Origin of the sequence: Neolewinella maritima (genome assembly GCF_923081025.1) — a bacterium.
Lineage (GTDB): Bacteria > Bacteroidota > Bacteroidia > Chitinophagales > Saprospiraceae > Neolewinella > Neolewinella maritima.
Window position 1 is genome coordinate 110,491 of record NZ_CAKLPZ010000001.1, and the last position, 23,029, is coordinate 133,519.

The window sequence follows — 23,029 nt, forward strand, 5'->3', positions numbered from 1 at the left end:
GTGCCCCCTTTCACCACCATTGCCGCCTCCGTCCGCGACCGCCTCTACCGGCTGGCCCTGCGGATGGTGGGCGATGACGGAGAGGCCGAGGATGTGGTACAGGAAGTGCTGCTCAGCGGCTGGCAGCGGCGCCGGGAGATCGAGGCCCTCGACAACCCGCCCGCCTGGCTGCTGAAGATGACCCATAACCGGGCCATCGACCGACTGCGCTCGCGCAGGGTGCGCACGACCAACGAGCGGGCCGCGGCCGTAGCCGATCAGACGAGCCGTACGCCCCACTGCCTGGCGGAAAGCGCCGACACCCTCGGCCATATCCACCGCCTGATGCAGCAGCTGCCCGCCGATCAGCGCAGCGTGCTACAACTGCGCGAGGTCGAAGGACTCCCCTACCGGGAGATCGCCGAGACGACCGGACTGACCGTAGACCAGGTCAAAGTATACCTCCACCGCGGCCGCGGCAAACTGCGCCAACTGCTGCTGCACGAACAGATCGTCGAACGATGAACCACACCCACGCCACCGCCCTGCTCGATCGCTACTTCGCCGGCACGACCACCCCGGCCGAAGAGCACGACCTCAAGACCTACTTCCGCACGGCTGACGTGCCAGCGGAGCTAGCCCCCTACGCCTCCCTGTTCGCCTACTGGGAGCAGCAGGGCGCCATCACCGCCCCGCCCCGAAAGCTCACCGCCCGCCCCGGCCTGCGCCGTACCCTGCTGGCCATCGCCGCCGCCCTGCTGCTCCTGCTCGCCGTACGCGGCACCTACCGCTGGCAGCAGCCCGGCCTGACCACCTTCCCGGTCGCCGAGCGGCAGGCCGTAGACTGGAGTCAGCACGAGATCACCGACGAAAAAGAAGCCCTGCGCTTCCTCAAGACCGTACTCACCACCACCTCCGACAAGCTCAACGAAGGCCCCGGGATCACCGTCCGCGAACTCCGCGAAGTACGCGACATCCTGGACTAAGCCCTGCGCCACCACCCCCTACGGAACCACAGAACTACAACACTAACCATCATGCGCTACCTAACCACCCTGCTCCTCCTGCTTTACCTGGCACCCGCGGCCGCGCAAAACGCCCTGCCCCTGGATGCGATATCGAACTACTTCAGCGAGTACGTGGACGACGAGCGCTTCACGGCCGTGTACGTCAGCGGTAAGATGTTCGAGCTATTCGAGGACGCGAAGATCGACCTGGATGAGATCGACGAAGACGAAGTGCGGGCCATCCTGGAAGTTGTGCGCGACATCAAGGGTATCCGCGTGCTGAACACCGACGTGACGCCCCTAAAATTCTACGAAGAGGCCAAGGGCCGCATCCGTACCGATACCTACGAGCTGCTCTTCAAGGTGCGCACCCAGGACGGGCAGAATGTCGAGGCCTTCATCCAGAACGACCGGGCTATAGTCAATGAGCTCTTCCTGCTAGTGGGCACCCGCGACACCTTCGCCATGCTAAGCTTCGTGGGCAACATCGACCTCAGCAAGCTCAGCGAACTACAGCAGGCCCTGGACTAGGGCCCCCTCTCCTTTCTACTCACCCTATAATCGACTCACTATGCGCACGCTACTCATCCTCATCCTGCTGACCGCTACCCTCGGGGCGCAGGACGTCGTCATCAAGGACTTCATCAAGGAACACCGCCGGGGGGAAGAGAACGTGGCCCTCACCGTACCCGGCTTCCTGATCGGACTGGCCAGCAGCATCGCCGTCACCGCCGCCGAAGACGACGACGAGCGCGCCCTGTTCCGCCTGCTTGGTGACCTGGGTACGGTGCGCATGGTCACCTACGAGAACGCCGACTTCCGCCGCCCCGAGGCCAGCATCGGTAACCTGCTGTACAGTCTGGAGCGCTACCGCGGCTTCGAGCGCTGGGCCGAGCTGCGCACCCAGGACGGCACCCGCATCACGCTTACCGTGCGCTACCACAAAAAGAAGATCCGCGAGATCCTCACCATCCTCACCGAAGACGACCGTACCACGCTGGTGGCCGCCAAGGCGCAGCTATCCGCGGAGGAGCTCGGGCGGGTCGTGAACGACCTGGAGTCGCTCTAGGCCGGACGTACCTTTGCGCGGATGCAGCGCGCCAATTTCCTCAAACACGTAGCCCAGACCAGCCCCGCCCCCATGGCCCTCGAGATCGCCGGCGGCGAGGGCGTCTACCTGATCGATACGGCCGGCCAGCGCTACCTCGACCTCATCGCCGGCATCGGCGTGAGTGCCCTGGGCCACAATCATCCGGCCGTGGTACAGGCCGTGCAGCAGCAAGCGGGCACCTACATGCATACCCTGGTGTACGGCGAGTTCGTGCTCGGTCCGCAGGTCGAACTGGCGACCCTGCTATGCAGTCAGCTCCCCGACGGGCTCGACAACGTCTACTTCACCAACTCCGGCACCGAGGCCACCGAGGGGGCCATGAAACTGGCCAAGCGGGTCACCGGTCGCACCGAATTCATCTCCGCCACCCGCGCCTACCACGGCAGTACCCAGGGGGCGGCCAGCCTGATGTGGCCCAAGGACTTCACGCGCGCCTTCCATCCGCTGCTACCCGGCATCCGCCACCTCGACTTCAACTGCACTCCCTGTCTGGACCGCATCACCGAGCAGACCGCCGCCGTCATCCTCGAGACGGTGCAGGCCGAGTGGGGCATCCGCAAACCACGCCCCGAGTGGATCCGGGCGGTGCGACGCAGGTGCGATGAAACGGGCGCGCTGCTGATCCTCGACGAAATACAGGCCGGCATGGGCCGCACGGGTACGCTCTTCGCCTTTGCGCAGTACGGCGTGGTGCCGGACGTGCTGCTGCTGGCCAAGGGCTTCGGCGGCGGCATGCCACTGGGCGCCTTCGTGGCCCGCCGTGCATTAATGGAGACGCTGACCAACAACCCCGTCCTGGGTCACATCACCACCTTCGGCGGCCACCCGGTAAGCTGCGCGGCGGGCGTGGCCGTGCTGCAGACGCTACTGGAGCAACCCGAGCTACTGGCGGACGTGCCGAAAAAGGAGGCACTATTTCACCGGTTACTGGTACATCCGAAAATTCTCCACGTCCGCTCGGCCGGTCTGTGGATGGCCGTAGAGCTGAGCGACTTCGACGAGATCCGGCGGGTCATTGCCGGCTGCCTGGAGCGGGGGCTGATCACGGACTGGTTCCTGTTCAACGAGCGGAGTCTGCGCATCGCCCCGCCGCTGACCATCACCGAAGAGGAGATCACGTGGGCCTGCGGGGTGCTGCTGGCGGCGTTGGATGACGACGGCGGGGCGGGGGAGTAGCCGGGCGTATCCTACCTTCGCGACCATGGATTTTTCCACGCTGCTCAAATCGATCAAGGCCAAGGACTTCGCTCCGGTGTACCTGCTACACGGGGAGGAGCCCTACTTCATCGACCAGCTCGAGGGGGCCATCGAGCGGCACGCGCTGCAGGAGCACGAGCGGGCCTTCAACCAGACCATTCTGTACGGCAAGGACACCGAACACCTGCAGGTCGTAGATGCCGCCCGCCGCTTCCCCATGATGGCCGAGCGCCAGCTGATCCTACTGCGCGAAGCCCAGGATATGCGGGGACTCAAGGAACTGGCCAAGTACGTCGAGCGGCCCGCCCCCACGACCGTACTGGTGATCAGCCACAAGCACAAGAAGCTGAACGGTAACCTGGCGCTCACTAAGGCCATCAAGAAGAACGGCGTAGTCTTCGAAGCCAAGGGGCTATACGACAACAAGGTACCCGGCTGGATCACCAACTACCTGCGCGACCGCAAGTACACGATCCGCCCCGAAGCCGCCAATCTACTCGCCGAGTTCCTGGGCACCAGCCTGGGCAAGATCACCAACGAGCTCGATAAGCTGCTCCTCAATCTAACCCCCGGCACCGAGGTCACCGCCCAGATCGTAGAGGATCAGGTGGGCGTGAGCAAGGACTACAACGTCTTCGAGCTACAGCGCGCCATCGGCCACCGCGACGTGGTCAAGGTCACCCGCATCCTCAACTACTTCCGGGCCAACCCGAAGGCCGGTCCGCTACCCATGATCACGGGGAGTCTGTACAACTACTTCAGTAAGGTGTTCCTGCTCAAGGAGCTGCACCGCCGGGGCGAGAGCCGGCAGGGACAACTTAAAGCCCTCGGCCTCCGCTTCGATTTCTTCCTGCAGGACTACGAGCAGACCGCCCGCAACTACAGCGAGCCCGCTCTCTACGATGTCTTCGCTCTACTGCGGGAGTATGACCTGAAGAGCAAGGGGGTAGGGAGTAACCTGGCCGGCCGGGAGGAGCATGAGCTGCTGAAGGAGCTTACGTATCGGCTGATGCATCCGGCTTAAACACGGATCTACACAGATTTTGAGCACGGATTACACAGATGCTTCGGTGCTAATCCGTGCTCTAAATCCGTGCTCTCCGTGTTTAAACTACTCCCCGTGTTTAAACTACTCCGGCAGATCGAAGATGCTATCGTTCTCACTACGGTCCACGCCATCCCGCAAGCGGTCCATCGCGTCCACGGCCTGCTCGTAGAAGTCGTAGAAGATGGGGAAGATCGCCTTACCGTTCTCGATGACGATATCGGGCAGCTGGATCAGTACGGGGTAGGTGATGCTGTTGGCCTTGACTTCGTCGGTGATGATGCGGCTGCGGTCGCCGAAGTAGACCAGACCCGAAAAGATGAAGGTGAAAAAGAGGCCGGAGAGGAGTCCGCCGAGCACCTGATTGATGAAGTTGATATTGACCCGCTCCATGAAGCCGGTGAGGCCGCGGGCGATGATGCGGAACAGGATGAGCGTCAGGAAAAATAGCAGCACCACGCCCAGCACGAAGGCCCCCGCGCTGGTCACGGCCGGGAAGGCCTCGAAGATCATCTCCGCCGCGATGGGACCGAACTTCATCGCCGCCAACACCCCGAAGAGGTAGCTCGCCAGGCTCAGGACCGTAGAAATGATGCCCCTACTATACCCGACCCAGAAGCCGTAAGCAAGGAACACGAGGCAGACGATGTCGATGACCATGGGGGGACAAGGGGTTAGGGAGTAAAGGGGCTAAGGGGTTAAGGCCCTAGGGCAGTAAACGTACTAGCGTTGCTTTGGTTAAGGTACGCAGGGTAGCGCGATCCATCCTACCTTTGCGCCCCTTCGCTATTCCCCGCACCCGCGGCCCCGCCCGCCTATCCCGCCTACAACGCCTACCCCCACCTACAACGCCCACAACGACCGCCCTTAACCCCTTTACTCCGCAACCCCTTAACTCCTTGACAACTATGATCCGCATACTAGCTAACGACGGCATCGCTGCCAGCGGCAAACGACTACTGGAAGACGCCGGCTACGAAGTAGTGACCGACAAGATCCCCCAGGACGAGCTGATAACCAAGCTCAATAATTTCGACGTCATCATCGTGCGCAGTGCGACGAAGGTCCGCAAGGAGCTGATCGACGCGACGCCCAACCTCAAGGCCATCCTGCGGGGCGGCGTGGGCATCGACAATATCGACCACGAGTACGCCCAGGGTAAGGGCATTCCGACCTACAATACGCCGGCGGCTTCCAGTCAGGCCGTGGCGGAGCTGGTGTTCGGGCACTTTTTCGCGCTGAGCCGTTTCCTGCACCGCTCGAATCGGGAACTGACCAAGGCAGACGGTGAGTTCGGCAAGCTGAAAAAGGCCTATGCCGGCGGACAGCAGCTGCGCGGTCGTACCCTGGCCGTGATCGGCTTTGGTCGAATCGGTATCGCGGCGGCCCGTATGGCGCTGGGACTGGGTATGAAGGTGCTGCCGGTAGACCTGTACAAAGACCAGGATACGGTGAAGGTGGACTTTTTCGACGGACAGTCCGTAGACTTCACCCTACAGACCGTACCTCTGGACGAGGCCCTCGCGCAGGCCGACTACATCACCATCCACGTACCCGGTGGCGACCTGATCGGGGCCGACGAGATCGCGAAGATGAAGGACGGCGTCATCATCGCCAACACCAGTCGCGGCGGTGTCATCAACGAGGATGCCCTGCTGGAAGCGCTTAACAGCGGCAAGATCGCCGGCGCGGCCCTGGATGTCTTCGTGGGTGAGCCTAGCCCCCGGCGCGACCTGCTCGAGCACCCCCGGGTGAGCGTGACCCCCCACATCGGCGCCGCCACCGGGGAGGCACAGGACAACATCGGTGTAGAGCTCTTCGAAAAAATCCGCGACCACTTTGCCAAGTAAGGGAACTACCACCGCGGCCTTCGAACTCACCTGGTGGGCCTTCACGCTCGTGCTGGCCGGTCTGGTGCTGCTACCGATCCACTCCGCGGTACCGAACTTCCCGTTCTTCCTGCCCAATTTCATCTACGTGGTGACGGCCGTGACGGTCACCCGCTACCTGTTCCTGCTGCAAGTGAGCTGGCTGCGCGACCGCTTCATCGTGGGGGCGCTGCTGGCCCTGGCGCTCATCCCGCTCATCTTCTATATGGTGCAGGCCTTCAACGGCTTTGTCGTGTACTTCGACGAGCGAGGCCCGGACGTGCTAGTGCAGGGGCTGGACAATGAGGTGGGCACGACCATCGACCGCTACATGCACGCCGAGTATCGCTTCTTCGGGGTGTGGGCGGTGGTGGCTTCTGCGATGATGCCGTTCCGGATCATTTATAATGCCTGGGCGCGGTATCAGGTGGCTGGGCGGCGGTAGGGGTGATGTGTTTAAATAACCCGTAGCTTAGTCCACCACAGCCCACCAACCCAGCGAATTTTCGCCATGACGCCCCTAGAACTAGTTCACGACAAGCTCCTTTCCCTGACCGACCTGAGCCGCCGCCGCTGCGGCTGGCGGGTGGTGAGCCAGCCCACGGTGTTCACCAACGGCGTGTTCGACCTGGTGCACCCCGGCCACCTGACTTACCTGGCCCAGGCCGCCGGACTCGGTAAGCGCCTCATCGTGGGGGTCAACTCCGACGCCAGCGTGAAGCGGCTGAAGGGGGATAGCCGTCCGGTGATGTCGCTAGAGGCCCGCATGCAGTTGTTGGCCAGCCTGTTCTTTGTAGACGGCGTGATCGCCTTCGAGGAGGATACGCCCATCGACCTGATTCAGGCCCTGCGGCCCGACGTGCTCGTGAAGGGCGGCGACTACACCGAGGCCACCATTGTGGGTGCGCCCGAGGTGCGCAGCTGGGGCGGCAGCGTGGAGGTGCTTCCGTTCGTGGACGGTTATTCTACCACCCGTATTCTCGCCTCGCTATGACGATTCAACAGGTCACTGACTTCCTGGAGACCATCGCGCCCGGTCACCTGCAGGAAAGCTACGACAATGCCGGACTGATCGTGGGCCATCCGGCTACCGAGGTGACCGGTATCCTTACCAGTCTGGACTGTACGGAGGCCGTGATCGAGGAGGCGGCGGCGCGCGGGTGCAATGTCGTGGTGGCCCATCACCCCATCGTGTTCCGCGGGCTCAAGCGCCTCAACGGGACCAACTATGTGGAGCGTACCGTGATCCGGGCCATCCAGCTGGGCGTAGCCATTTACGCCATCCACACCAACCTGGACAACGTGCGTCACCGGGGGGTCAACGAACGGATCGCCCAGCAGCTGGACCTGGAGAACCTGCGGCTACTGCGCAGCAAGAACGAGGAGGGCACCGTGGGCTCCGGCATGGTCGGCGAGCTGCCCGAGCCGATGCTGGAGACGGCCTTTTTGTCCATGCTACGCGAGCGGATGCAGACCGAGGTGGTACGGCACACCGCCCTGCTGGACCGCGAGGTGACCACCGTAGCCGTGGCCGGCGGCGCGGGCGGCTTCCTGCTCGATGATGCCAAGCGGGCCGGCGCGCAGGTCTTCGTGACGGCCGACTACAAATACCACGAGTTCTTCGACGCGGACGGCGAGGTGGTGATCTGCGATATCGGCCACTACGAATCCGAACAGTTTACAACTCAACTACTTGCGGAGGTGTTAACTAAAGAATTCACTACCTTTGCGGTCCTTTCCACGGAGCAGACCACTAACCCGGTCCACTACTTCGTCGGCTGAACGGACTCCCGCTTACCCCTTAAAAAGATCCCCCGCATGGCTGCTGCTGCCCCCACTTCCGAACTGACGGTCGAAGAAAAAATGCGCGAACTGTATCGCCTGCAACTCATTGATTCTCAGATTGACGAGATCGAGATCCTCAAGGGCGAACTGCCCATGGAAGTCAGTGACCTGGAAGACGAGATCGCCGGTCTGGAGACCCGCATTAACCGCACCGAGGCCGTCGTAGAGGAGCTGCAGACCGAGATCAGCCGCCACGACGCCAACGTCAATGAATCCAACATGCTCATCTCCCGCTACGAGGAGCAGATGAACAACGTGAAGAACAACCGCGAGTACGAGGCCCTGATGAAGGAAACCGAGATGCAGCGGCTGGAAATTCAGCTGAGCCAGAAGAAGGCCAAGACCAACACCGAGGACCTCGAAGGTCGTCAGGCCACCCTCGACGCCACTAAGGAGCGCCGCGACGCCAAGCTCAAACTGCTGGAAGTGAAGCAGGAGGAGCTCAAGAGCATCATCACCAAGACCGAAAAGGAGGAGAAGAAGCTTCGCCGGCAGTCGGACAAGCAGCGCAAGCTCATCGAAGACCGCTTTCTGCGCGCCTACGACAAGACCCGTGCCAACTACCGCAACGGACTGGCCGTAGTTACCGTCGAGCGCAACGCCTGCGGCGGTTGCTTCAACGCCATCCCACCCCAGCAGCAGCTCGAGATCAGCCAGCGCAAGCGCGTCATGGCCTGTGAGCACTGCAGCCGCGTACTGGTCGACGATACCATCCTGGAGGAGAATACGGTAGAGGCGTAGTCAAGGAGTTAAGGACTTAAGGGGTTAGGGGCTACCTTGACCTCCTCAAAACCTTGTCCCTTGATCCGATTTGCTACCCGTGCCGACCTTCCCGTTATTCTTAATTTCATTCGTCAGCTTGCCGATTACGAAAAGCTGGCGCACGAGGTCACCGCTACCGAGGCGGATCTGGAGCGTACGCTGTTTGGCGAGCAGCCCGCCGCTGAGGTCGTGATCGCCGAGCACGAGGGGGCTCCCGCCGGCTTTGCGCTGTTCTTTCGCAACTACTCTACTTTTTTGGGTAAGCCCGGGCTGTACCTGGAAGATCTATTCGTGCTGCCGGAGCTGCGGGGTAAGGGGATCGGTAAGACCCTGCTACAGTTTCTGGCCCATACCGCCGTGCAGCGGGGCTACGGCCGCTTCGAGTGGAGCGTACTGGACTGGAATACGCCCGCCGTGGAATTCTACCGCGCGATCGGTGCTGAGCCTATGGAGGGCTGGACCGTGCAGCGGGTGACCGGCACGACACTGCAAGAACTTGCAGCCTCCTACACCTAGAAGTGCACCTGCCCACCGTACTTTAGCCGCTATGTCCTCCCGTATTCTTATTATCGGTGCCGGCCGGTCCTCCTCCGCGCTCATCAAGTACTGCCTCGACAACAGCGAACGCCTCGGCTGGAACATCACCGTAGCCGATGCCGACCCCGCCGCTGCCGCCGCCAAGGTCAATAACCACCCCCGCGGCACCACCGCCTGGCTGGACGTCACCAAGACCAATGACCGCCGCGAGCTCATCAGTCGCTCCGATATCGTCGTCTCCCTGCTGCCCGCCCACCTGCACATCGAGGTAGCCCAGGACTGCATCCGCCTCAAGAAGCACCTGGTCACCGCCAGCTACGTGAGTCAGGAGCTGTACCGGCTGGGCGACGAGGCCCGCGACCGCGAGCTGATGTTTATGGGCGAGATGGGCCTGGACCCCGGCATCGACCATATGTCGGCCATGCAGCGCATCAACGCCATCCGCGAACTGGGGGGCGAGGTGACCTCCTTCCGCTCCTTTACCGGCGGCCTGATCAGTCCCGAAAGCAACGATAACCCCTGGGGCTACAAATTCACCTGGAACCCCCGCAACGTCGTGCTCGCCGGACAGGGCACCGCCCAGTACCTATCCCAGCAAAAGCTCAAGTACCTTCCCTACTACCGCGTGTTCGCCAACACCTGGGATGTGGAGATCGACGGTATCGGCACCTTCGAAGCCTACGCCAACCGCGACAGCCTGCTATACCGCAAGCAGTATGGGCTCAACGGCATCCCCACCATCCTGCGCGGCACCCTGCGGTATCCCGGCTACTGCGCCGCCTGGAACGCCCTGATCCACATCGGCATGACGGACGGTGACTTCCCCATCCTGGACAGCAACTCGCTGACCTACCACGAACTGATGGAAGCCCTGGCCCCCACGGGCAGCGGCTCGGTCAAGGACCGCATCGCCGGTATGCTCGACCTCGACCCCCAGGGGGAGGTGATGAAGCGCCTCATCTGGCTGGGCCTGTTCCGCAAGAAGCGCATCAAACTCAAGGGGGCCACCCCCGCCCTGATCCTCGAACGGCTACTGCTGGATAAGTGGCAGCTGCAGCCCGACGACAAGGACCTCATCGTCATGCAACACCAGATCGAGTACACCCTCGATGGCAAGCAGAAGCGCGACGTCTCCAACCTGATCATGAAGGGCGAGAACAGCCAGGATACTGCCATGTCGCGGCTCGTGGGCCTGCCCCTGGGCATCTTCGTGCGCCTCATGAGCGAGGGCAAGATCCAGACCACCGGCGTGCACATCCCCACCATGCGCGAGGTCTACGAGCCGGTGCTGAAGGAGATGGAGCAGTACGGCATGGAATTTACCCACCATACGGTTGACTGCTAGCGGACTGGTCCGGGCCGGTCAGTTCAACCAGGCCAGCCGCCAGGGAGCCTACATCCTGATCGCTCTGGCGCTGCCCCGGCTAGGCGTGTCCCGCGAGCTCATCGGTGAGTGGGAGACCCTGCTGTTTCTCGGCTTCCTACTTGGCTTCGGCTGGACGAGCGGCCTGCTCCAGGGTTTTCTGGTGCAGATGGGGGTGCTGACCGAGCCGCACGCCGGTCGGTTCTCACGTACCGCGGTACAGGTGATGGCGGGAATATCCGCGCTCATTCTGGGCAGTGTGGCCCTACTGCGCGACCCCTTCTTCGCCCTGCTGCAGATCGAGACGGTGCCCGTCGGCTGGTACCTCTTCTTCCTCTTGCTGCTGAGCCGCTGGCCGTCCTACTGCTTCGAGCAGGCCCTGCTGCTGCGGGGACAGGCCCGCGCACTGATCGTATATGCGGTGATCAATGCGGCCGGTCTATTACTGTCGCTGCTGCTGCCCCTCTACCTCGGTGCGTCCATGCTACAGGCCATGCAGGTACTGGGCGCGTTCGCCGGTGCGAAGGTCGTGGCGGTGCTGCTGTGGACGCTGCTGCCGCGCCGCGCATCCACTACCGTCGAGCCAAATCCAACTAGCGAGCAGTTCCAGGAGTGGATGAAGCTCAGCCGTCCGCTGGTAGCCTACGCTTCCGTAGCTGCCCTCGTCACGGCCGCCGACCCCTGGGTGGTCAACTACTGGTACGACGGGGATCCGGAAGTTTTCGCCCTATTCCGCTATGGCGTGCGGGAACTGCCCCTGCTGGCTGCCCTGATCAGCGGCATGACGGTAGTGGCGATCCCCCTGATTACCCGCGACCGCGCCGCCGGTCTGCTGGAGCTGCGCAAGCAATCCCGCAAGGTATTTCACTACCTCTTCCTCCTGGCCCTCGCGATGATGCTCACCGCCGATAGCTGGTGGACGCGCGTCTTCACCCCCACCTTCGCCGATAGCCTACCGATCTTCCGGACTTTTCTGCTGGTGGTGGGCTGCCGGGTGGTGTTCGCCATGTCGGTACTTACGGCCCTCACGCAGACGCGGCAGATCTACCTCTGGGGCGTGCTGGAGCTGGCGGTCAATATCGTTTTGTCCCTGCTACTCGCCCCCCGCTACGGCCTGGTGGGTATCGTGTGGGGTACGGTACTGGCCAGTTACTTTCACGAGGCATGCCTAGTCCTCTACCTCCGCTACCGCACGGGCATCCGCTGGCGGGAGTTTGCGGATCTGCGCTGGTATTTTGCTTATGTAACTGCTTTGTTTGCTGCTTATTACTGGATGCAGTAGGCTGCGGCGTCCCACTGCACAGTACGCAGCGGCGTCCCGCCGCGGTAGTAAAAAGCGGCGTCCCCCGATAGCTATCGGGGCGGTAGACATGCAGCTTAGGCGCCGGGCCTCCACGGCCCGGACGCTCGACCTACTAGGTCTCGACCTTGATGACCACTACCAGCCGCGCCGGTTTTCGCACTACCCGGTTCGCCAGTCCGTCTACCGCGCGCCACGCGCCGAAGGGCAGGTGACGGAGCAGCCGGTGCGTCCGCAAGTACAGCAGCGCCTTGTTCGACAGCGTATGTAGGGTGTAGCGCACCGGCAGCGGGGCCAGGAGCTCTTCCATCAGGGCCTCATTAAAGCTGTGCAGGTGGGCGTGCAGCGGCGTGGGTTGATTGCAGTGGATGCACAGCGAGTACTGGATCGTCTCGTTGTAGGGCGTAGAGATGACGATGGTACCGCCCGGCTTGACTACCCGCACCAGACTACGTAGATAGGCGGATACGTCCGGCACGTGCTCCATTACCTCACTGGAGATCACGGCATCGATGGATCCATCCTGGAACGGTAGATCGAAGGCATCTCCCGTCACCGCATAGTGGTTCGGGGCGGGGTAGCGGCGCAGTGCCTCGGTCGTATTGCGCAGGGCGATATCGAAGGAGATGACCGCCTCTTTGGTAGGGAGCAGTTCGCGGGCCACCCAGGCGCTGCCACACCCCACGTCCAGCACTACCCGGGTGGACGACGGAACATGCCGCAGGATCTCCTGGTGTAGCCGTTCATTTTCGTGCAGGGTGGCGGGGTCCGCGGGTGCGGCGAAGTAGTCGAACTCCACGGCGTCGCGCTGGTAGTGGGCGACGTAGTTCTCGCCACCGTCTGCCAGCAGATTGATCACTTCCCCCGGGGCGGGTCGGGCGTCAGGGGCTGGCCGTAGCACTTTGGTGATGTCGAACATGGGCGGGGGAGGGTTGTGACGCAATGATACGGCCGTGGTGGGGGGTGCGCTCCAGGGATGATAGGGCCGCTGCCCTACCGTATCTTCCCCCGCCCACAAACTATCCGCTATGCTAGCCGCCCTCCGTCACGAACTGCTCGAACACCAGCTCGATGCCTACATCATCCCCAGTACCGACCCCCACCAGAGCGAATACCCCGCGCCGCGCTGGGCGGCCCGGGAGTGGCTGAGTGGATTTACCGGCTCGGCGGGCACCCTGGTCGTGACCCTACACGATGCCAAACTGTGGACCGACAGCCGCTACTTCCTGCAGGCTGAAGAGGAACTGGCCGGCACGGAGATCCAGCTCATGAAGCTCAAAACGCCGCACACGCCGGAGTACGCCGACTGGCTGGGCGACCACCTATTGCGCGGACAGACCGTAGGCGTAGACGGCCGCGTATTCAGCGCCCGGGCCGCCAAGAAACTCGGCGCCACCCTGAAGAAAGCCCAACTGCAACTGCGCACCGATGTCGACCTGGTCGGACTGATCTGGAAGGACCGCCCGGCCCTGCCCAACCGGCCGATCAGCGAGCACCTGGCCGACTTCAGCGGCGAAAAGTGGCAAGATCGCCTGCAGCAACTCACCGACTGGATGGGCGAGCAGCAACTGGATTACTACCTCGTGTCCGCCCTCGACGAACTGGCCTGGCTGCTGAATATCCGGGGTACCGATATCGACTTCAACCCCCTCATGGTGGGCTACTTCGTGGCCGGCCGGCGCGGCGATCATGCCGTCTTTGCCGAGCAGGCGGAGGCCCTCGCCCCCTGGGTAGACCAACTGTCCGAACTGCAGCGCCACCCCTACGGCGCCGTAGCCGATTACCTGCGTAGCCTCAATGCTAAGGACGCCGACATCGGCCTCGACCCCACCACTACCTCCGTCTACCTGACTACGGTGGCCGGTGGCATTGCAGACTGCGGCGTAGCCAGCCCCATCCCCCGCTGGAAGGCCATCAAGAACGGCGTAGCACTGGGCCACCTACGGGAAGTGATGCGCCACGACGCGGTAGCCCTGCTGCGCCTGCGTCGCTGGCTCGACGGTGCTGTACAAGACGGGATCACGGAATACGCCATCGGGCAGAAGCTCGCGGAGCTCCGCGCGCAGTACCCCCATTACGTCAGTGAGAGTTTCAACCCCATCGTAGGCTACGGCGGCAACGGCGCGATCGTACACTACCACGCCAGCGCGGACACCTCGGCTACCGTGAAGGCCGACGGTATCCTGCTCCTCGATAGCGGCGGACAGTACCAGAACGGCACCACGGACATCACCCGCACCTTCGCCCTGGGCCCGGTCACGGATGCGCAGCGCCGCAACTTCACGCTGGTGCTACAGGGCCACATCGACCTGGCCACGGCCCGCTTCCCGGTCGGTACCAGCGGGGTGCAGCTGGACGTGCTGGCGCGCCGTCCGCTCTGGCAGCAGGGGCTCAACTATGGCCACGGCACGGGCCACGGGGTGGGCTTCTTCCTCAACGTACACGAGGGGCCGGCGGGCATCAGTCCCAATCCGCGCTCCCCCACGGCCCAGCACGCCCTGGAGTCCGGCATGGTACTGAGCAACGAGCCGGGCTACTACGAAGAGGGGCAGTACGGCATCCGCACGGAAAACCTGGTCGCCGTACGCCCCGCCCCCCAGGAAGACTGGCTCGAGTTCGAGACCCTCACGCTCTTCCCCATCGACCGCGCCCTGATCGACGTAAGTCTGCTGGCGCGGCCGCAGGTGCAGTGGCTTAACACCTACCACGCCACGGTACTGGAGCGGGTGGGCCCCCTGCTATCCGGTGAGGAGTTGGCCTGGCTGGAGGAGGCTTGTGGGGAGATCTAAACACGGAGTAACACGGAGGTGAAGGCACGGAGGTACACGGAGGGCCCGTGGATCTTCGTGCACCTCCGTGTTTAGTCTGTAGAAACGCCGACCAACTATCCCCCCCAGCAGGCGTTCACCCCCTATAACCCCGCACCCCTTGGGCGACCTCAAATACCTGAACCGCTTTTTCTGGACGTACCGCCTGCGCATGGCGCTGGGGATCGTGTTTATCTGTATCAGCAACTACTTTCAGGTGCTGCAGCCGCAGGTGATCCGCGAGGCGCTGGACCTGGTGATCGACTACGTGAATGCCTACGGGGTGTACGACGGCTTCGGGGTGCAGGGCGAGTTTTTCGGTATCCTGAGCCATACGCTGATGCTGTTTGCGGGGCTCGTGCTGCTGCTGGCGTTGATCATGGGCTTCTTTTTGTACCTGACGCGGCAGACGATCATCGTGATGTCGCGCCTCATCGAGTATGACCTGCGGGAGGTGATCTTCCAGCACTATGAGGACCTGAGCCTGGAGTTCTATAAGCGCAACAATACCGGTGACCTGATGAACCGCATCACCGAGGACGTCAACAAGGTGCGCATGTACCTGGGGCCGGCCGTGATGTACATGGCCAACCTGGTGTCGACCATCATCTTCGTGATCGTGAGTATGCTGGCGGTGAGTCCTACGCTGACGCTCTACACACTGATCCCCCTACCGGTGCTGGCGATCAGTATTTACTACGTGAGCAATATCATCCATACGCGGTCTACCCTGATCCAGCAGCAATTGTCGCGGCTCACGAGCATCGCCCAGGAGGTATTCTCCGGTATTCGGGTGGTGAAGAGCTACGTGCGGGAGCGGCAGCAGATCCGCTACTTTGCCGGGCAGAGCGATGTGTATAAGAATATGAGCGTAGACCTGGCCAAGGTGGATGCCTGGTTCTTTCCGCTGATGATCTTCATGGTGGGTGCGGCGACGATTTTGACCGTCTACGTCGGCGGACTGCAGGTAGTAGCCGGCGAGATCAGCGCGGGTAATATCGCCGAATTCGTCATCTACGTCAATATGCTGACCTGGCCGGTCACGGCGATCGGCTGGATCGCCAGTATCGTGCAGCAGGCCTCGGCCAGTCAGAAGCGGATCAATGAGTTTCTGAGCACCGAGCCCACCGTGATCGATCCCGACCCGGACTACCGCGGTGACATCCGCGGCTCCATCGTTTTCGAGGACGTGACCTTCGTCTATCCCGATACCGGCATCAAGGCCATCGACGGACTCAGCTTCACCCTCAAGCCCGGCGAAAAGCTGGCCATCATCGGCCGCACCGGTTCGGGCAAGACCACCATAGCCGACCTGTTGCTGCGCATGTACGATATCACCAGCGGGCGCATCCTGGTCGACGGCAAGGACGTATCCAAGATCGGACTGGCCAATCTGCGCCGCCGCATCGGCTACGTACCGCAGGATGTATTCCTGTTCTCCGACACCATCCGGGCCAACATCGCCTTCGGGGCCGACCACGATCCCGACGAGGCCGAGATCGAGCAGTTTGCCAAGTACGCCGCGGTGTACAAAGACATCGAGGGCCTCACCCTGGGCTTCGATACCCTGGTAGGGGAGCGGGGTGTGACGCTGTCCGGCGGACAGAAGCAGCGCGTCTCCATCGCCCGCGCGCTCATCAAGCGGCCCGATATTGTCATCCTCGACGATGCCCTCAGCGCCGTTGATACGAATACCGAGCAGCAGATCCTGGGCTACTTTAACGAGGCCCTACAGGACAAGACCGCTATCATCATCACCCACCGCATCTACGGCCACCTCAAGTTCGATAAGATCATCGTGCTCGAGGATGGCCACGTCGCCGAGGTAGGCACCCACGAGGAGCTACTCGCCAACGGCGGCTACTACTCCGAGATCGTCGAGCGCCAGCTTGCCGAGGAGGTCGACGAGCAGTAAGGTCGAGGCGTTGCAAAAGCAAAGGTCGAGTGGCCTCCGGTCCGAGTACTCAGGCAGACCGCGCTCAGCGTACCACGCCGCGACCTACTCCAGCAACACCAATTTTACGTACACCGGGAAGTGATCCGAGTCGATACTCTCCAGCCGCTCCAGCTCCAGGAGCCCGAAGTGCTTGGTCACGAACACGTGATCCAGCGGCCAGCGCAGGAAGGGGCTGCTGGCGTCGTAGCTGTTGTAGAAGCCGCGGCCCACGCGCACGTCGTGCAGCAGATCCTGGGTGCCGGTAAGCTCGTCGGTGTAGCCCCAGACGACGTCGTTGAGGTCACCGGCTACGATGGCGGGCAGATCTTCGGCGGCGACCCGCCGGCCCAGCTTGAGCATGGCTACTTCTTCCTGTCCGGCGTTGTCGGGCAAGTCCTCGAAGCGGGTGGGCGGCACGGGGTGCAGGGTGTGGAGCTGTACGGAACGGCCGTCGGCCAGCGTGATGCGGCTTTCGAAGGAGGGCACCTTTTCGTTATTCAGGTAGTTGACCTGGATGTTCTCGAGCGGGTACTTGCTGTACAGCGTCATGCCGTAGGCCTTTTCGTTGATCGCCTCGTGGGTGTAGGGGTAGTCTTGTTCAATGGGCTGCAGCTGCTCGTCCCACCAGTCGTCGACCTCCATGGCCAGCAGCAGATCGGGCCGGCGGCGCTCGATCAGATCGAGCAGGGGCTGGGCGTTGCGGTTCGACATCTTCACGTTGGCCAGCAGTAGGCCGATCTCCCGGGCGGGGTCGCTGGATGCGGTGACCTGAGGCACGCGCGGAGCCACCAGCGGCGTATAATTGATCAAGTAGCCCCCGTTGATGGCTATCCCCGATAGCAGCGCACCCACCAGGGCGTAATCGTACCACTGCCACCGCTTGGTATCGAGTATGAACAGCAGCAGGGCGACCACCGATACGATGAATAATTGAATGCGCGGAAAATCGAGCATCTTTAAGTACCGGCTATCCGTATTGCGAAACATCGACAGGATGGAGGCGATCGCTACGGCCACGGCGATGAGGCTAAGCAGGAGGTAGAGTGCCTTACGAAGTTTTTCCATGGGGGTAAGGTAGCGGATGCAGCCATTACCCGGGTGCCAAGCGACTAGAAGAAGGTGTGTAGGTGCTAGTACCAAACACACTTAATCAACGTTAAACACTCTTTAGCTACTGATAATCAGTGTATATGTATTCCCTTGCCGGGGCCCGCGATCGTCTTTTGGCGGTTAGCCGAAGCTTCATCGTTTTCCTGTTCTTGTGCACCTGCGTCCCCGCCCTGGGACAGAACCCCTATACGGATACCAGCGGCGACCCGGATGCCGTGCTCCTGTTCGACCAGCAGGCTGACCTGGACGCCTTCGTCAACGCAAACGGCAAGTATACCTCCAGCAACATCGGGATCACCCTGAACGGCAACAACGCGACCGACCCCCTCACCGACCTGAGCAACCTCTCGGACCTTACGGATATCAACGGCCGGCTGACTATAATAGGCTGGGGTACGGACGAACAGGCCGCCACGACGGGTGACCCCCTCTCGGCCTTCGGCGCGCTGACCCTGCTCAATAATCTGGAGATCGGCGACTTCGACGTGAACAACCTCGGCGTCACTGCCGTATCGGCCCCCCTGCTGACTATCGTCGACGTGCGGGCCCAGATCAGGAACTGCAACAACTTGGTCACGATCAGTTTTCCGGAGCTGACGCAGGTCGACAACACGCTCATTATCGATACCCTGCGCAATGTCGAGACCCTGTCGTTCCCCAAGCTCACTACGGTGGGCCGTACCCTCCAGCTGGAGGAGCTCGATAAAGTGACTAACCTGGACGGATTCGGGGCCCTGTCGTCGATCAGCACCAACCTATCGCTGCTGCGCCTACCCGCCCTGACCAGCGTGACCGGCCTGGGGGCCACCGTACCGGGCGGGCGGCCGCGGTACAACCTCAAACGATTTATTCTGCGGGGTAGCCCGCTGATCGAGGACATTTCGTCCATTCTGGCTGACGTGCAGCTAGGCTTCAAGGTGGTCAATAATGCGGCACTGACCACGATCGGTACGGGCTTCGCCCCACGCAATGGCCGGCTCGACGAACTGCTGATCCAGAACTGCCCCGAGCTTACGTCCATCGCCGGTCTGCTACAGGGGAGCAGCCCGGTAGCCGTGGTGAAATACGAGGTGCTGGAGAACGACGCACTGACTGACCTGGGCACCGCGCCCCTCAACGTGAGCGAACGGATCGAGATCATTGAAAATACCGTAGTGACCGCCCTGCCGGACTTCAGCCCCACCACCAACCTTGCCGGCACCCTACTCGTGGGTGCTAACCCCGCGCTGACCACGATCGGCTCCCTGAACAACGTTCGCTTCGTAGCGGGTGACGTGAACTTCAGCCTCAATCCTTCCCTGCCGAGCCTCACCGGCCTGGAGCTGCTCGAACAGGTGGGCGCGCTGACCATAAGCTTCAACGCACAGCTGACCACGCTCGATCCGCTCGCCAGCCTCACTACCATCCTCAACTCCCTCACCGTGGTCTCCAACTCACAGCTCGAGGACTGCTGTGCGCTGCCCTGCCAGACTACGGTCAGCGGTCAGCCGATCGACGGGAACAACGGAGCGGTCACCTTCGGCAGCAATAAGTCGGGCGGGAGTTGTGAAAATAAGCAGGCCGTACAGGAGGCCTGCACGGACTGCGGGGCCACCCCGGTCGACTGGGCACACTTCACCGGTGACCGCCAGGGGCGCCACGGGGCACAGCTACACTGGGCCACCTACGGCGAGCAGGACAACGCGGGCTTCGCCGTAGAGCGGTCCGTCGACGGCCAGCCCTTCACGCAAATCGCCTGGGTAGCGGGTGCGGGGGACAGCCGCCAGCAGCGCGACTACGGCTACCTCGACACCGCAGCACCTGCCGCTACGCTTTACTACCGGCTGCGGCAGGTCGACCACGACGGTACGGAAGATTACAGTCCGATCGTAGCCCTAGCCGGTACCACGGCGATGGAAGCGGTGAGCTGCTACCCCAACCCCCCGGTCGGCGGCCGCACCCAGCTGCTGCTGCCCCCCACCTGGAACGCCGAGCGGATCACGCTGCTACTGGCCGATGCCCTGGGCCGCGCGTACCATCCGCAGTGGACCCGAACCGGCCAGCGGATCGACCTGGAGGTGGGCGAGCTACCGACTGGCCCCTACGTGCTGCTGGTGGCGGATGGGGCGCGGCGGCAGCAGGTGAGGCTGGTGGTGCGGTAGCTAATGGACTTGCCTTTCGGGGCTGAGGTACTAATCGCGTACTACAGAAGCAGGAGTGCAGCAAATAAGCGATCTTCGGTCAACACCCCCCCCCGCACACCATGCCCTATTCCACGCTTTTCCGCTACATAGTTCGTCCCTGTACGGTGCTACTGGCACTATGCTGCACCTGCGGCCCCGCCCTCTACGGCCAGGAATTTGCCCCCGTGGGGGCGCAGTGGACGTATTTTCACTACGTGACGCCGGGCAATGACTACTCAGTAGCCACGGTGTTTACCGTACCGAAAGACACCCTAATCGACGGGTGGAGCTGCCGGATTATTCAAGAGACGAGTATTCTCGGCAGTGGGGAGCAGCGGACGGGGGAACGGGAAGTGGTATACGCTACGGGTGACTCCGTATACGTATACCTACGCGATTCCTTTCACCTGGTGTTTGACTATACGGCCCGGGCGGGTGATACGGTGCGGGTGGTAAGCGAGCCGTTTAAAGGTCTGTTCTTTCCACCCTCCAGGATACAGTATTCCGACTTTGCCTACCGGGTGGACTCCGTGACTCGGCGCGTGGTCGGGGAGGACACGCTGCGGCTGCAGTATGTGTCGTACCTGCGCGATGTGGAATTTGTCATCGACCAGTGGGGCTTCCAGAACATCTATGATTTGGAGGATGGGGTGCCGGGGCAGATTTTGGAGGGCGTCGGTGGTCTGGGCACCGAGTCGATGCTGGGTACGACAAATGGCATCGGTTATATTCCTGAGTTCGGGCCGGGGCGGCTGAGTTGCTACCGGGATACGGTGCGGGACTACCGCTTGCAGGGGATCGACTGCGACTCGCTCTTGGAGGTATACCAACTGCGCAGTTCGGTAGTCGCATCCGCTACTCCGCAGACGGTACGCCTATTTCCTAATCCCTTCCGGGAGCAGGTATCGCTAGAGTTTGCCGGCCGGGTACGTCGGTTAGAGGTACGGGATGCGGCCGGTCGGCTGGTGCATACGCAGGTGGGGGGCAGTACGCAGGGGATAGTGCTGGGCGCGTTGGCCCCGGGGCTGTACTACTTCACCGTCACGGACGGGGCGGGACGGCGGTGGGTGGCGCGGGGAGTGCGAATAAGGTGACGGAGTTCCTCAGACAAGTTTGACCAGCTGCCTATCTTACTGCAGCCCGTGAGCCATCACGATCGGGCTTCGTCCATCTAGCTTCCGCCTCCATGAGATTAGTCCCGCTCGTCATCCTGATCCTTTTTGTTACCGTGCCGGCTTACGGTCAAACTCCCGCATCCACCACAGAAATGGAGCCACAGACCTACGACATTCCTGAACTAGCCCAAGTCGGGGAGGGAGCACTCCTGCGGCGGGAGTTCATCTATTCGCTGGATAATAAACCCACCCGCAGCGCCCACGCTTCCACGATCATGGAAAGTCCGGAGGGTATACTGATCGCCTTCTTTGCCGGTACGAACGAGGGTGCACCCGACGTGGGCATCCGCCTGTCCGTACTGCAGGATAGCAGGTGGAGCTGGCCGGTCGAAGTAGCCAATGGCTTCATAAACGATACCCTCCGGTATCCTACCTGGAACCCGGTGCTGTTCCAGCCCGCCGGGGGCGCCCTGCAGTTGTACTACAAATTAGGGCCTACGCCCAGCGACTGGTGGGGCATGGTGAAGACCTCCGCCGATAATGGCAGGACGTGGACCGACGGTACGAAGCTCGGCAAGCACCCCGCGATCGGTCACCTGGTAGGGCCCGTAAAGAACAAGCCGGTGCAGCTGGCCGACGGTACCCTGCTGAGTCCCTCCAGTACAGAAACTACGGTAGACGGGGATATCCGCTGGCAACTCCACGTGGAGCGCAGCACTGATGGCGGTCGCTCGTGGGACGTGATCGGCCCCCTCAACGATGGCATCACCTTCGATGCGATCCAGCCCTCGATCCTCGAATTTGCCGACGGTCGGCTGATGATGATGGCCCGTACCCGGCAGGACGTCGTCGCCCAAACCTGGAGCGAGGATCGGGGCATGAGCTGGAGCGAGCCGGTCGCCACCCACCTGCCCAATCCCGACGCCGGCACCGATGCGCTCACCCTACGGGACGGTCGCCAGTTGCTGATCTATAACCACAAGCTGAAGCGCAACGGGGAGCGGGGCCGGGACCATCTGAACCTCGCCATCTCCGACGACGGCGTCACGTGGACCACGGTACTCACCCTGGAAAACGCTCCCTCGGAATTCGGGTACGCGTATCCGGCGATCATCCAGTCGGCTGACGGGCTGCTGCATATCTCCTACACCCACAACCGGGAGGCCATCAAGTATGCGGTGGTGGACCCCAGTAAGTTGTAGGACCCGATACGGGACAGTATTGAGCGGCGGACGGCAATAGCCCGTATTACTCCGCTATCTCCACCAGGTGGGTGGTCCAGGCGGCCGGGATCTCGTCCAGGCTATAGACCCGTAGCGTCTGGTCCGCGGCGGTGGTGACGGATTGGGTAAGCGTCTCGTTCACGAACTCGGTATCCAGCTTAAACATGGCGCCGGTGGCCGGGTCGATGATTAGCATACCGAGTAGTCCGCCGAATACGATATTGCCGAAGTACCAGCCATCGAGTTTGTAATTGATGGGCACCAGGCGCCGGTCGTAGCCGGGTAGCTCGAAGGATACCTGGTAAAAGGCCTTGGAAAAGAAACCGCTGCTGGCACTCAGATCCACCAGTGCGGGTGTAGCCCCCTGAAATACCTGATTACCCCGCTTATCGGTGATCGTGATACGCGCACTCGCCGGCGTACTATTGATCATAATGGGGTAGCTGCTCTTGCTGACGATAGTAGCGCAGCTGCTACTGGCGAGTACTATAGCCGCCAGTACTAGGAAAGTAATCTGTTTAAACATAATATAGGGTGAGGGTAGGTGTGTAAAGCAGCGTCGGAAGGTATATATACTATCGCCTGCTGTAATAGTGCGCTACCATAATAGTATATACGCGTATAGTATTGCAGGCTAAGACAAAAGTTAACGTCCAAGTTTT

The 23,029-nt window shown here is 62.0% G+C and carries 23 protein-coding genes; 19 read left to right on the top strand and 4 right to left on the bottom strand.

Annotation, left to right across the window (positions count from 1 at the left end; translation table 11 throughout):
- From MJQ68_RS00495 to holA, 6 genes are read left to right on the top strand one after another with little or no spacing between them, the layout of a single operon-like run.
- Positions 1-504, top strand: a complete 504-nt coding sequence (locus MJQ68_RS00495; RefSeq protein WP_238749006.1) for an RNA polymerase sigma factor — start codon at positions 1-3, stop codon at positions 502-504.
- On the top strand, positions 501-965 hold the full coding sequence (locus tag MJQ68_RS00500) for a hypothetical protein (RefSeq protein WP_238749007.1): 465 nt from the start codon (positions 501-503) through the stop codon (positions 963-965). Before MJQ68_RS00495 ends, MJQ68_RS00500 begins: the two co-directional genes overlap by 4 nt.
- 51 nt (positions 966-1,016) lie before the next feature.
- On the top strand, positions 1,017-1,517 hold the full coding sequence (locus MJQ68_RS00505; protein ID WP_238749008.1) for a DUF4252 domain-containing protein: 501 nt from the start codon (positions 1,017-1,019) through the stop codon (positions 1,515-1,517).
- Between the two features lie 40 nt (positions 1,518-1,557).
- A complete protein-coding gene (locus tag MJQ68_RS00510) occupies positions 1,558-2,055 on the top strand; it encodes a DUF4252 domain-containing protein (RefSeq protein WP_238749009.1) in 498 nt (165 codons plus the stop codon).
- Between the two features lie 21 nt (positions 2,056-2,076).
- Positions 2,077-3,273 (top strand): aspartate aminotransferase family protein, encoded by a 1,197-nt coding sequence (locus MJQ68_RS00515; protein ID WP_238749010.1) that lies wholly within the window; start codon positions 2,077-2,079, stop codon positions 3,271-3,273.
- 25 nt (positions 3,274-3,298) lie between these two features.
- The gene (holA, locus tag MJQ68_RS00520; RefSeq protein ID WP_238749011.1) at positions 3,299-4,318 is read left to right on the top strand and encodes a DNA polymerase III subunit delta; all 1,020 of its coding nucleotides are present in this window, start codon (positions 3,299-3,301) and stop codon (positions 4,316-4,318) included.
- Positions 4,319-4,423: 105 nt separating this feature from the next.
- Here the strand turns inward: holA and MJQ68_RS00525 are convergent, their stop codons facing one another.
- On the bottom strand, positions 4,424-4,999 hold the full coding sequence (locus MJQ68_RS00525; protein WP_238749012.1) for a CvpA family protein: 576 nt from the start codon (positions 4,997-4,999) through the stop codon (positions 4,424-4,426).
- A 248-nt stretch (positions 5,000-5,247) separates the two neighbouring features.
- Here MJQ68_RS00525 and MJQ68_RS00530 point away from each other — a divergent pair, with 248 nt between their 5' ends.
- The 8 genes from MJQ68_RS00530 to MJQ68_RS00565 all read left to right on the top strand — a co-directional run bounded on the left by MJQ68_RS00530 (position 5,248) and on the right by MJQ68_RS00565 (position 11,996).
- Positions 5,248-6,189, top strand: a complete 942-nt coding sequence (locus tag MJQ68_RS00530; RefSeq protein WP_238749013.1) for a D-2-hydroxyacid dehydrogenase — start codon at positions 5,248-5,250, stop codon at positions 6,187-6,189.
- A complete protein-coding gene (locus MJQ68_RS00535) occupies positions 6,179-6,652 on the top strand; it encodes a hypothetical protein (RefSeq protein ID WP_238749014.1) in 474 nt (157 codons plus the stop codon). The genes MJQ68_RS00530 and MJQ68_RS00535 overlap by 11 nt, the downstream gene beginning before the upstream one ends.
- Before the next feature lie 66 nt (positions 6,653-6,718).
- The gene (gene rfaE2 / locus MJQ68_RS00540) at positions 6,719-7,201 is read left to right on the top strand and encodes a D-glycero-beta-D-manno-heptose 1-phosphate adenylyltransferase (RefSeq protein WP_238749015.1); all 483 of its coding nucleotides are present in this window, start codon (positions 6,719-6,721) and stop codon (positions 7,199-7,201) included.
- The gene (locus tag MJQ68_RS00545) at positions 7,198-7,989 is read left to right on the top strand and encodes a Nif3-like dinuclear metal center hexameric protein (RefSeq protein WP_238749016.1); all 792 of its coding nucleotides are present in this window, start codon (positions 7,198-7,200) and stop codon (positions 7,987-7,989) included. The genes rfaE2 and MJQ68_RS00545 overlap by 4 nt, the downstream gene beginning before the upstream one ends.
- Before the next feature lie 36 nt (positions 7,990-8,025).
- Entirely contained in the window at positions 8,026-8,793 is a 768-nt protein-coding gene (locus MJQ68_RS00550) for a zinc ribbon domain-containing protein (protein WP_238749017.1), read from the top strand.
- A gap of 60 nt (positions 8,794-8,853) precedes the next feature.
- Positions 8,854-9,330, top strand: a complete 477-nt coding sequence (locus MJQ68_RS00555) for a GNAT family N-acetyltransferase (protein WP_238749018.1) — start codon at positions 8,854-8,856, stop codon at positions 9,328-9,330.
- A gap of 31 nt (positions 9,331-9,361) precedes the next feature.
- Positions 9,362-10,696 carry a saccharopine dehydrogenase family protein gene (locus tag MJQ68_RS00560; RefSeq protein WP_238749019.1) on the top strand — a complete coding sequence of 445 codons (1,335 nt, stop codon included), beginning with the start codon at positions 9,362-9,364 and terminating at the stop codon, positions 10,694-10,696.
- Positions 10,686-11,996, top strand: a complete 1,311-nt coding sequence (locus tag MJQ68_RS00565) for a lipopolysaccharide biosynthesis protein (protein WP_238749020.1) — start codon at positions 10,686-10,688, stop codon at positions 11,994-11,996. The genes MJQ68_RS00560 and MJQ68_RS00565 overlap by 11 nt, the downstream gene beginning before the upstream one ends.
- A 133-nt stretch (positions 11,997-12,129) precedes the next feature.
- Here the strand turns inward: MJQ68_RS00565 and MJQ68_RS00570 are convergent, their stop codons facing one another.
- Positions 12,130-12,933 carry a class I SAM-dependent methyltransferase gene (locus tag MJQ68_RS00570; RefSeq protein WP_238749021.1) on the bottom strand — a complete coding sequence of 268 codons (804 nt, stop codon included), beginning with the start codon at positions 12,931-12,933 and terminating at the stop codon, positions 12,130-12,132.
- A 109-nt stretch (positions 12,934-13,042) separates the two neighbouring features.
- Here MJQ68_RS00570 and MJQ68_RS00575 point away from each other — a divergent pair, with 109 nt between their 5' ends.
- Complete coding sequence (locus tag MJQ68_RS00575) at positions 13,043-14,803, top strand: aminopeptidase P family protein (RefSeq protein ID WP_238749022.1); 1,761 nt, start codon at positions 13,043-13,045, stop codon at positions 14,801-14,803.
- Positions 14,804-14,942: 139 nt separating this feature from the next.
- Positions 14,943-16,736 (top strand): ABC transporter ATP-binding protein, encoded by a 1,794-nt coding sequence (locus MJQ68_RS00580; protein ID WP_238749023.1) that lies wholly within the window; start codon positions 14,943-14,945, stop codon positions 16,734-16,736.
- Between the two features lie 84 nt (positions 16,737-16,820).
- Here MJQ68_RS00580 and MJQ68_RS00585 read toward each other — a convergent pair whose 3' ends face one another.
- Entirely contained in the window at positions 16,821-17,822 is a 1,002-nt protein-coding gene (locus MJQ68_RS00585) for an endonuclease/exonuclease/phosphatase family protein (protein ID WP_238749024.1), read from the bottom strand.
- A gap of 125 nt (positions 17,823-17,947) precedes the next feature.
- Here MJQ68_RS00585 and MJQ68_RS00590 point away from each other — a divergent pair, with 125 nt between their 5' ends.
- The 3 genes from MJQ68_RS00590 (at position 17,948) to MJQ68_RS00600 (ending at position 22,346) form a co-directional block, all read left to right on the top strand.
- Positions 17,948-20,008, top strand: coding sequence for a hypothetical protein (locus tag MJQ68_RS00590; RefSeq protein ID WP_238749025.1), 2,061 nt, complete (start codon positions 17,948-17,950; stop codon positions 20,006-20,008).
- 101 nt (positions 20,009-20,109) lie between these two features.
- Entirely contained in the window at positions 20,110-21,123 is a 1,014-nt protein-coding gene (locus MJQ68_RS00595) for a T9SS type A sorting domain-containing protein (protein WP_238749026.1), read from the top strand.
- A 92-nt stretch (positions 21,124-21,215) separates the two neighbouring features.
- A complete protein-coding gene (locus MJQ68_RS00600; RefSeq protein ID WP_238749027.1) occupies positions 21,216-22,346 on the top strand; it encodes a sialidase family protein in 1,131 nt (376 codons plus the stop codon).
- 46 nt (positions 22,347-22,392) lie between these two features.
- On the opposite strand, the gene MJQ68_RS00605 is transcribed toward MJQ68_RS00600, so the two are convergent.
- Positions 22,393-22,893 (bottom strand): hypothetical protein, encoded by a 501-nt coding sequence (locus tag MJQ68_RS00605; protein WP_238749028.1) that lies wholly within the window; start codon positions 22,891-22,893, stop codon positions 22,393-22,395.
- Positions 22,894-23,029 lie beyond the last annotated feature (136 nt).

Bases quoted from the DNA above. Each gene is read 5' to 3' on its own strand.
- MJQ68_RS00585 (WP_238749024.1), bottom strand. From the start codon at position 17,822: ATGGAAAAACTTCGTAAGGCACTCTACCTCCTGCTTAGCCTCATCGCC.
- MJQ68_RS00530 (WP_238749013.1), top strand. From the start codon at position 5,248: ATGATCCGCATACTAGCTAACGACGGCATCGCTGCCAGCGGCAAACGA.
- MJQ68_RS00600 (WP_238749027.1), top strand. From the start codon at position 21,216: ATGAGATTAGTCCCGCTCGTCATCCTGATCCTTTTTGTTACCGTGCCG.
- MJQ68_RS00590 (WP_238749025.1), top strand. From the start codon at position 17,948: ATGTATTCCCTTGCCGGGGCCCGCGATCGTCTTTTGGCGGTTAGCCGA.
- MJQ68_RS00595 (WP_238749026.1), top strand. From the start codon at position 20,110: ATGCCCTATTCCACGCTTTTCCGCTACATAGTTCGTCCCTGTACGGTG.
- MJQ68_RS00510 (WP_238749009.1), top strand. From the start codon at position 1,558: ATGCGCACGCTACTCATCCTCATCCTGCTGACCGCTACCCTCGGGGCG.
- MJQ68_RS00515 (WP_238749010.1), top strand. From the start codon at position 2,077: ATGCAGCGCGCCAATTTCCTCAAACACGTAGCCCAGACCAGCCCCGCC.
- MJQ68_RS00560 (WP_238749019.1), top strand. From the start codon at position 9,362: ATGTCCTCCCGTATTCTTATTATCGGTGCCGGCCGGTCCTCCTCCGCG.
- MJQ68_RS00545 (WP_238749016.1), top strand. From the start codon at position 7,198: ATGACGATTCAACAGGTCACTGACTTCCTGGAGACCATCGCGCCCGGT.
- MJQ68_RS00505 (WP_238749008.1), top strand. From the start codon at position 1,017: ATGCGCTACCTAACCACCCTGCTCCTCCTGCTTTACCTGGCACCCGCG.
- MJQ68_RS00570 (WP_238749021.1), bottom strand. From the start codon at position 12,933: ATGTTCGACATCACCAAAGTGCTACGGCCAGCCCCTGACGCCCGACCC.
- holA (WP_238749011.1), top strand. From the start codon at position 3,299: ATGGATTTTTCCACGCTGCTCAAATCGATCAAGGCCAAGGACTTCGCT.
- MJQ68_RS00500 (WP_238749007.1), top strand. From the start codon at position 501: ATGAACCACACCCACGCCACCGCCCTGCTCGATCGCTACTTCGCCGGC.
- rfaE2 (WP_238749015.1), top strand. From the start codon at position 6,719: ATGACGCCCCTAGAACTAGTTCACGACAAGCTCCTTTCCCTGACCGAC.
- MJQ68_RS00605 (WP_238749028.1), bottom strand. From the start codon at position 22,893: ATGTTTAAACAGATTACTTTCCTAGTACTGGCGGCTATAGTACTCGCC.
- MJQ68_RS00550 (WP_238749017.1), top strand. From the start codon at position 8,026: ATGGCTGCTGCTGCCCCCACTTCCGAACTGACGGTCGAAGAAAAAATG.
- MJQ68_RS00575 (WP_238749022.1), top strand. From the start codon at position 13,043: ATGCTAGCCGCCCTCCGTCACGAACTGCTCGAACACCAGCTCGATGCC.
- MJQ68_RS00525 (WP_238749012.1), bottom strand. From the start codon at position 4,999: ATGGTCATCGACATCGTCTGCCTCGTGTTCCTTGCTTACGGCTTCTGG.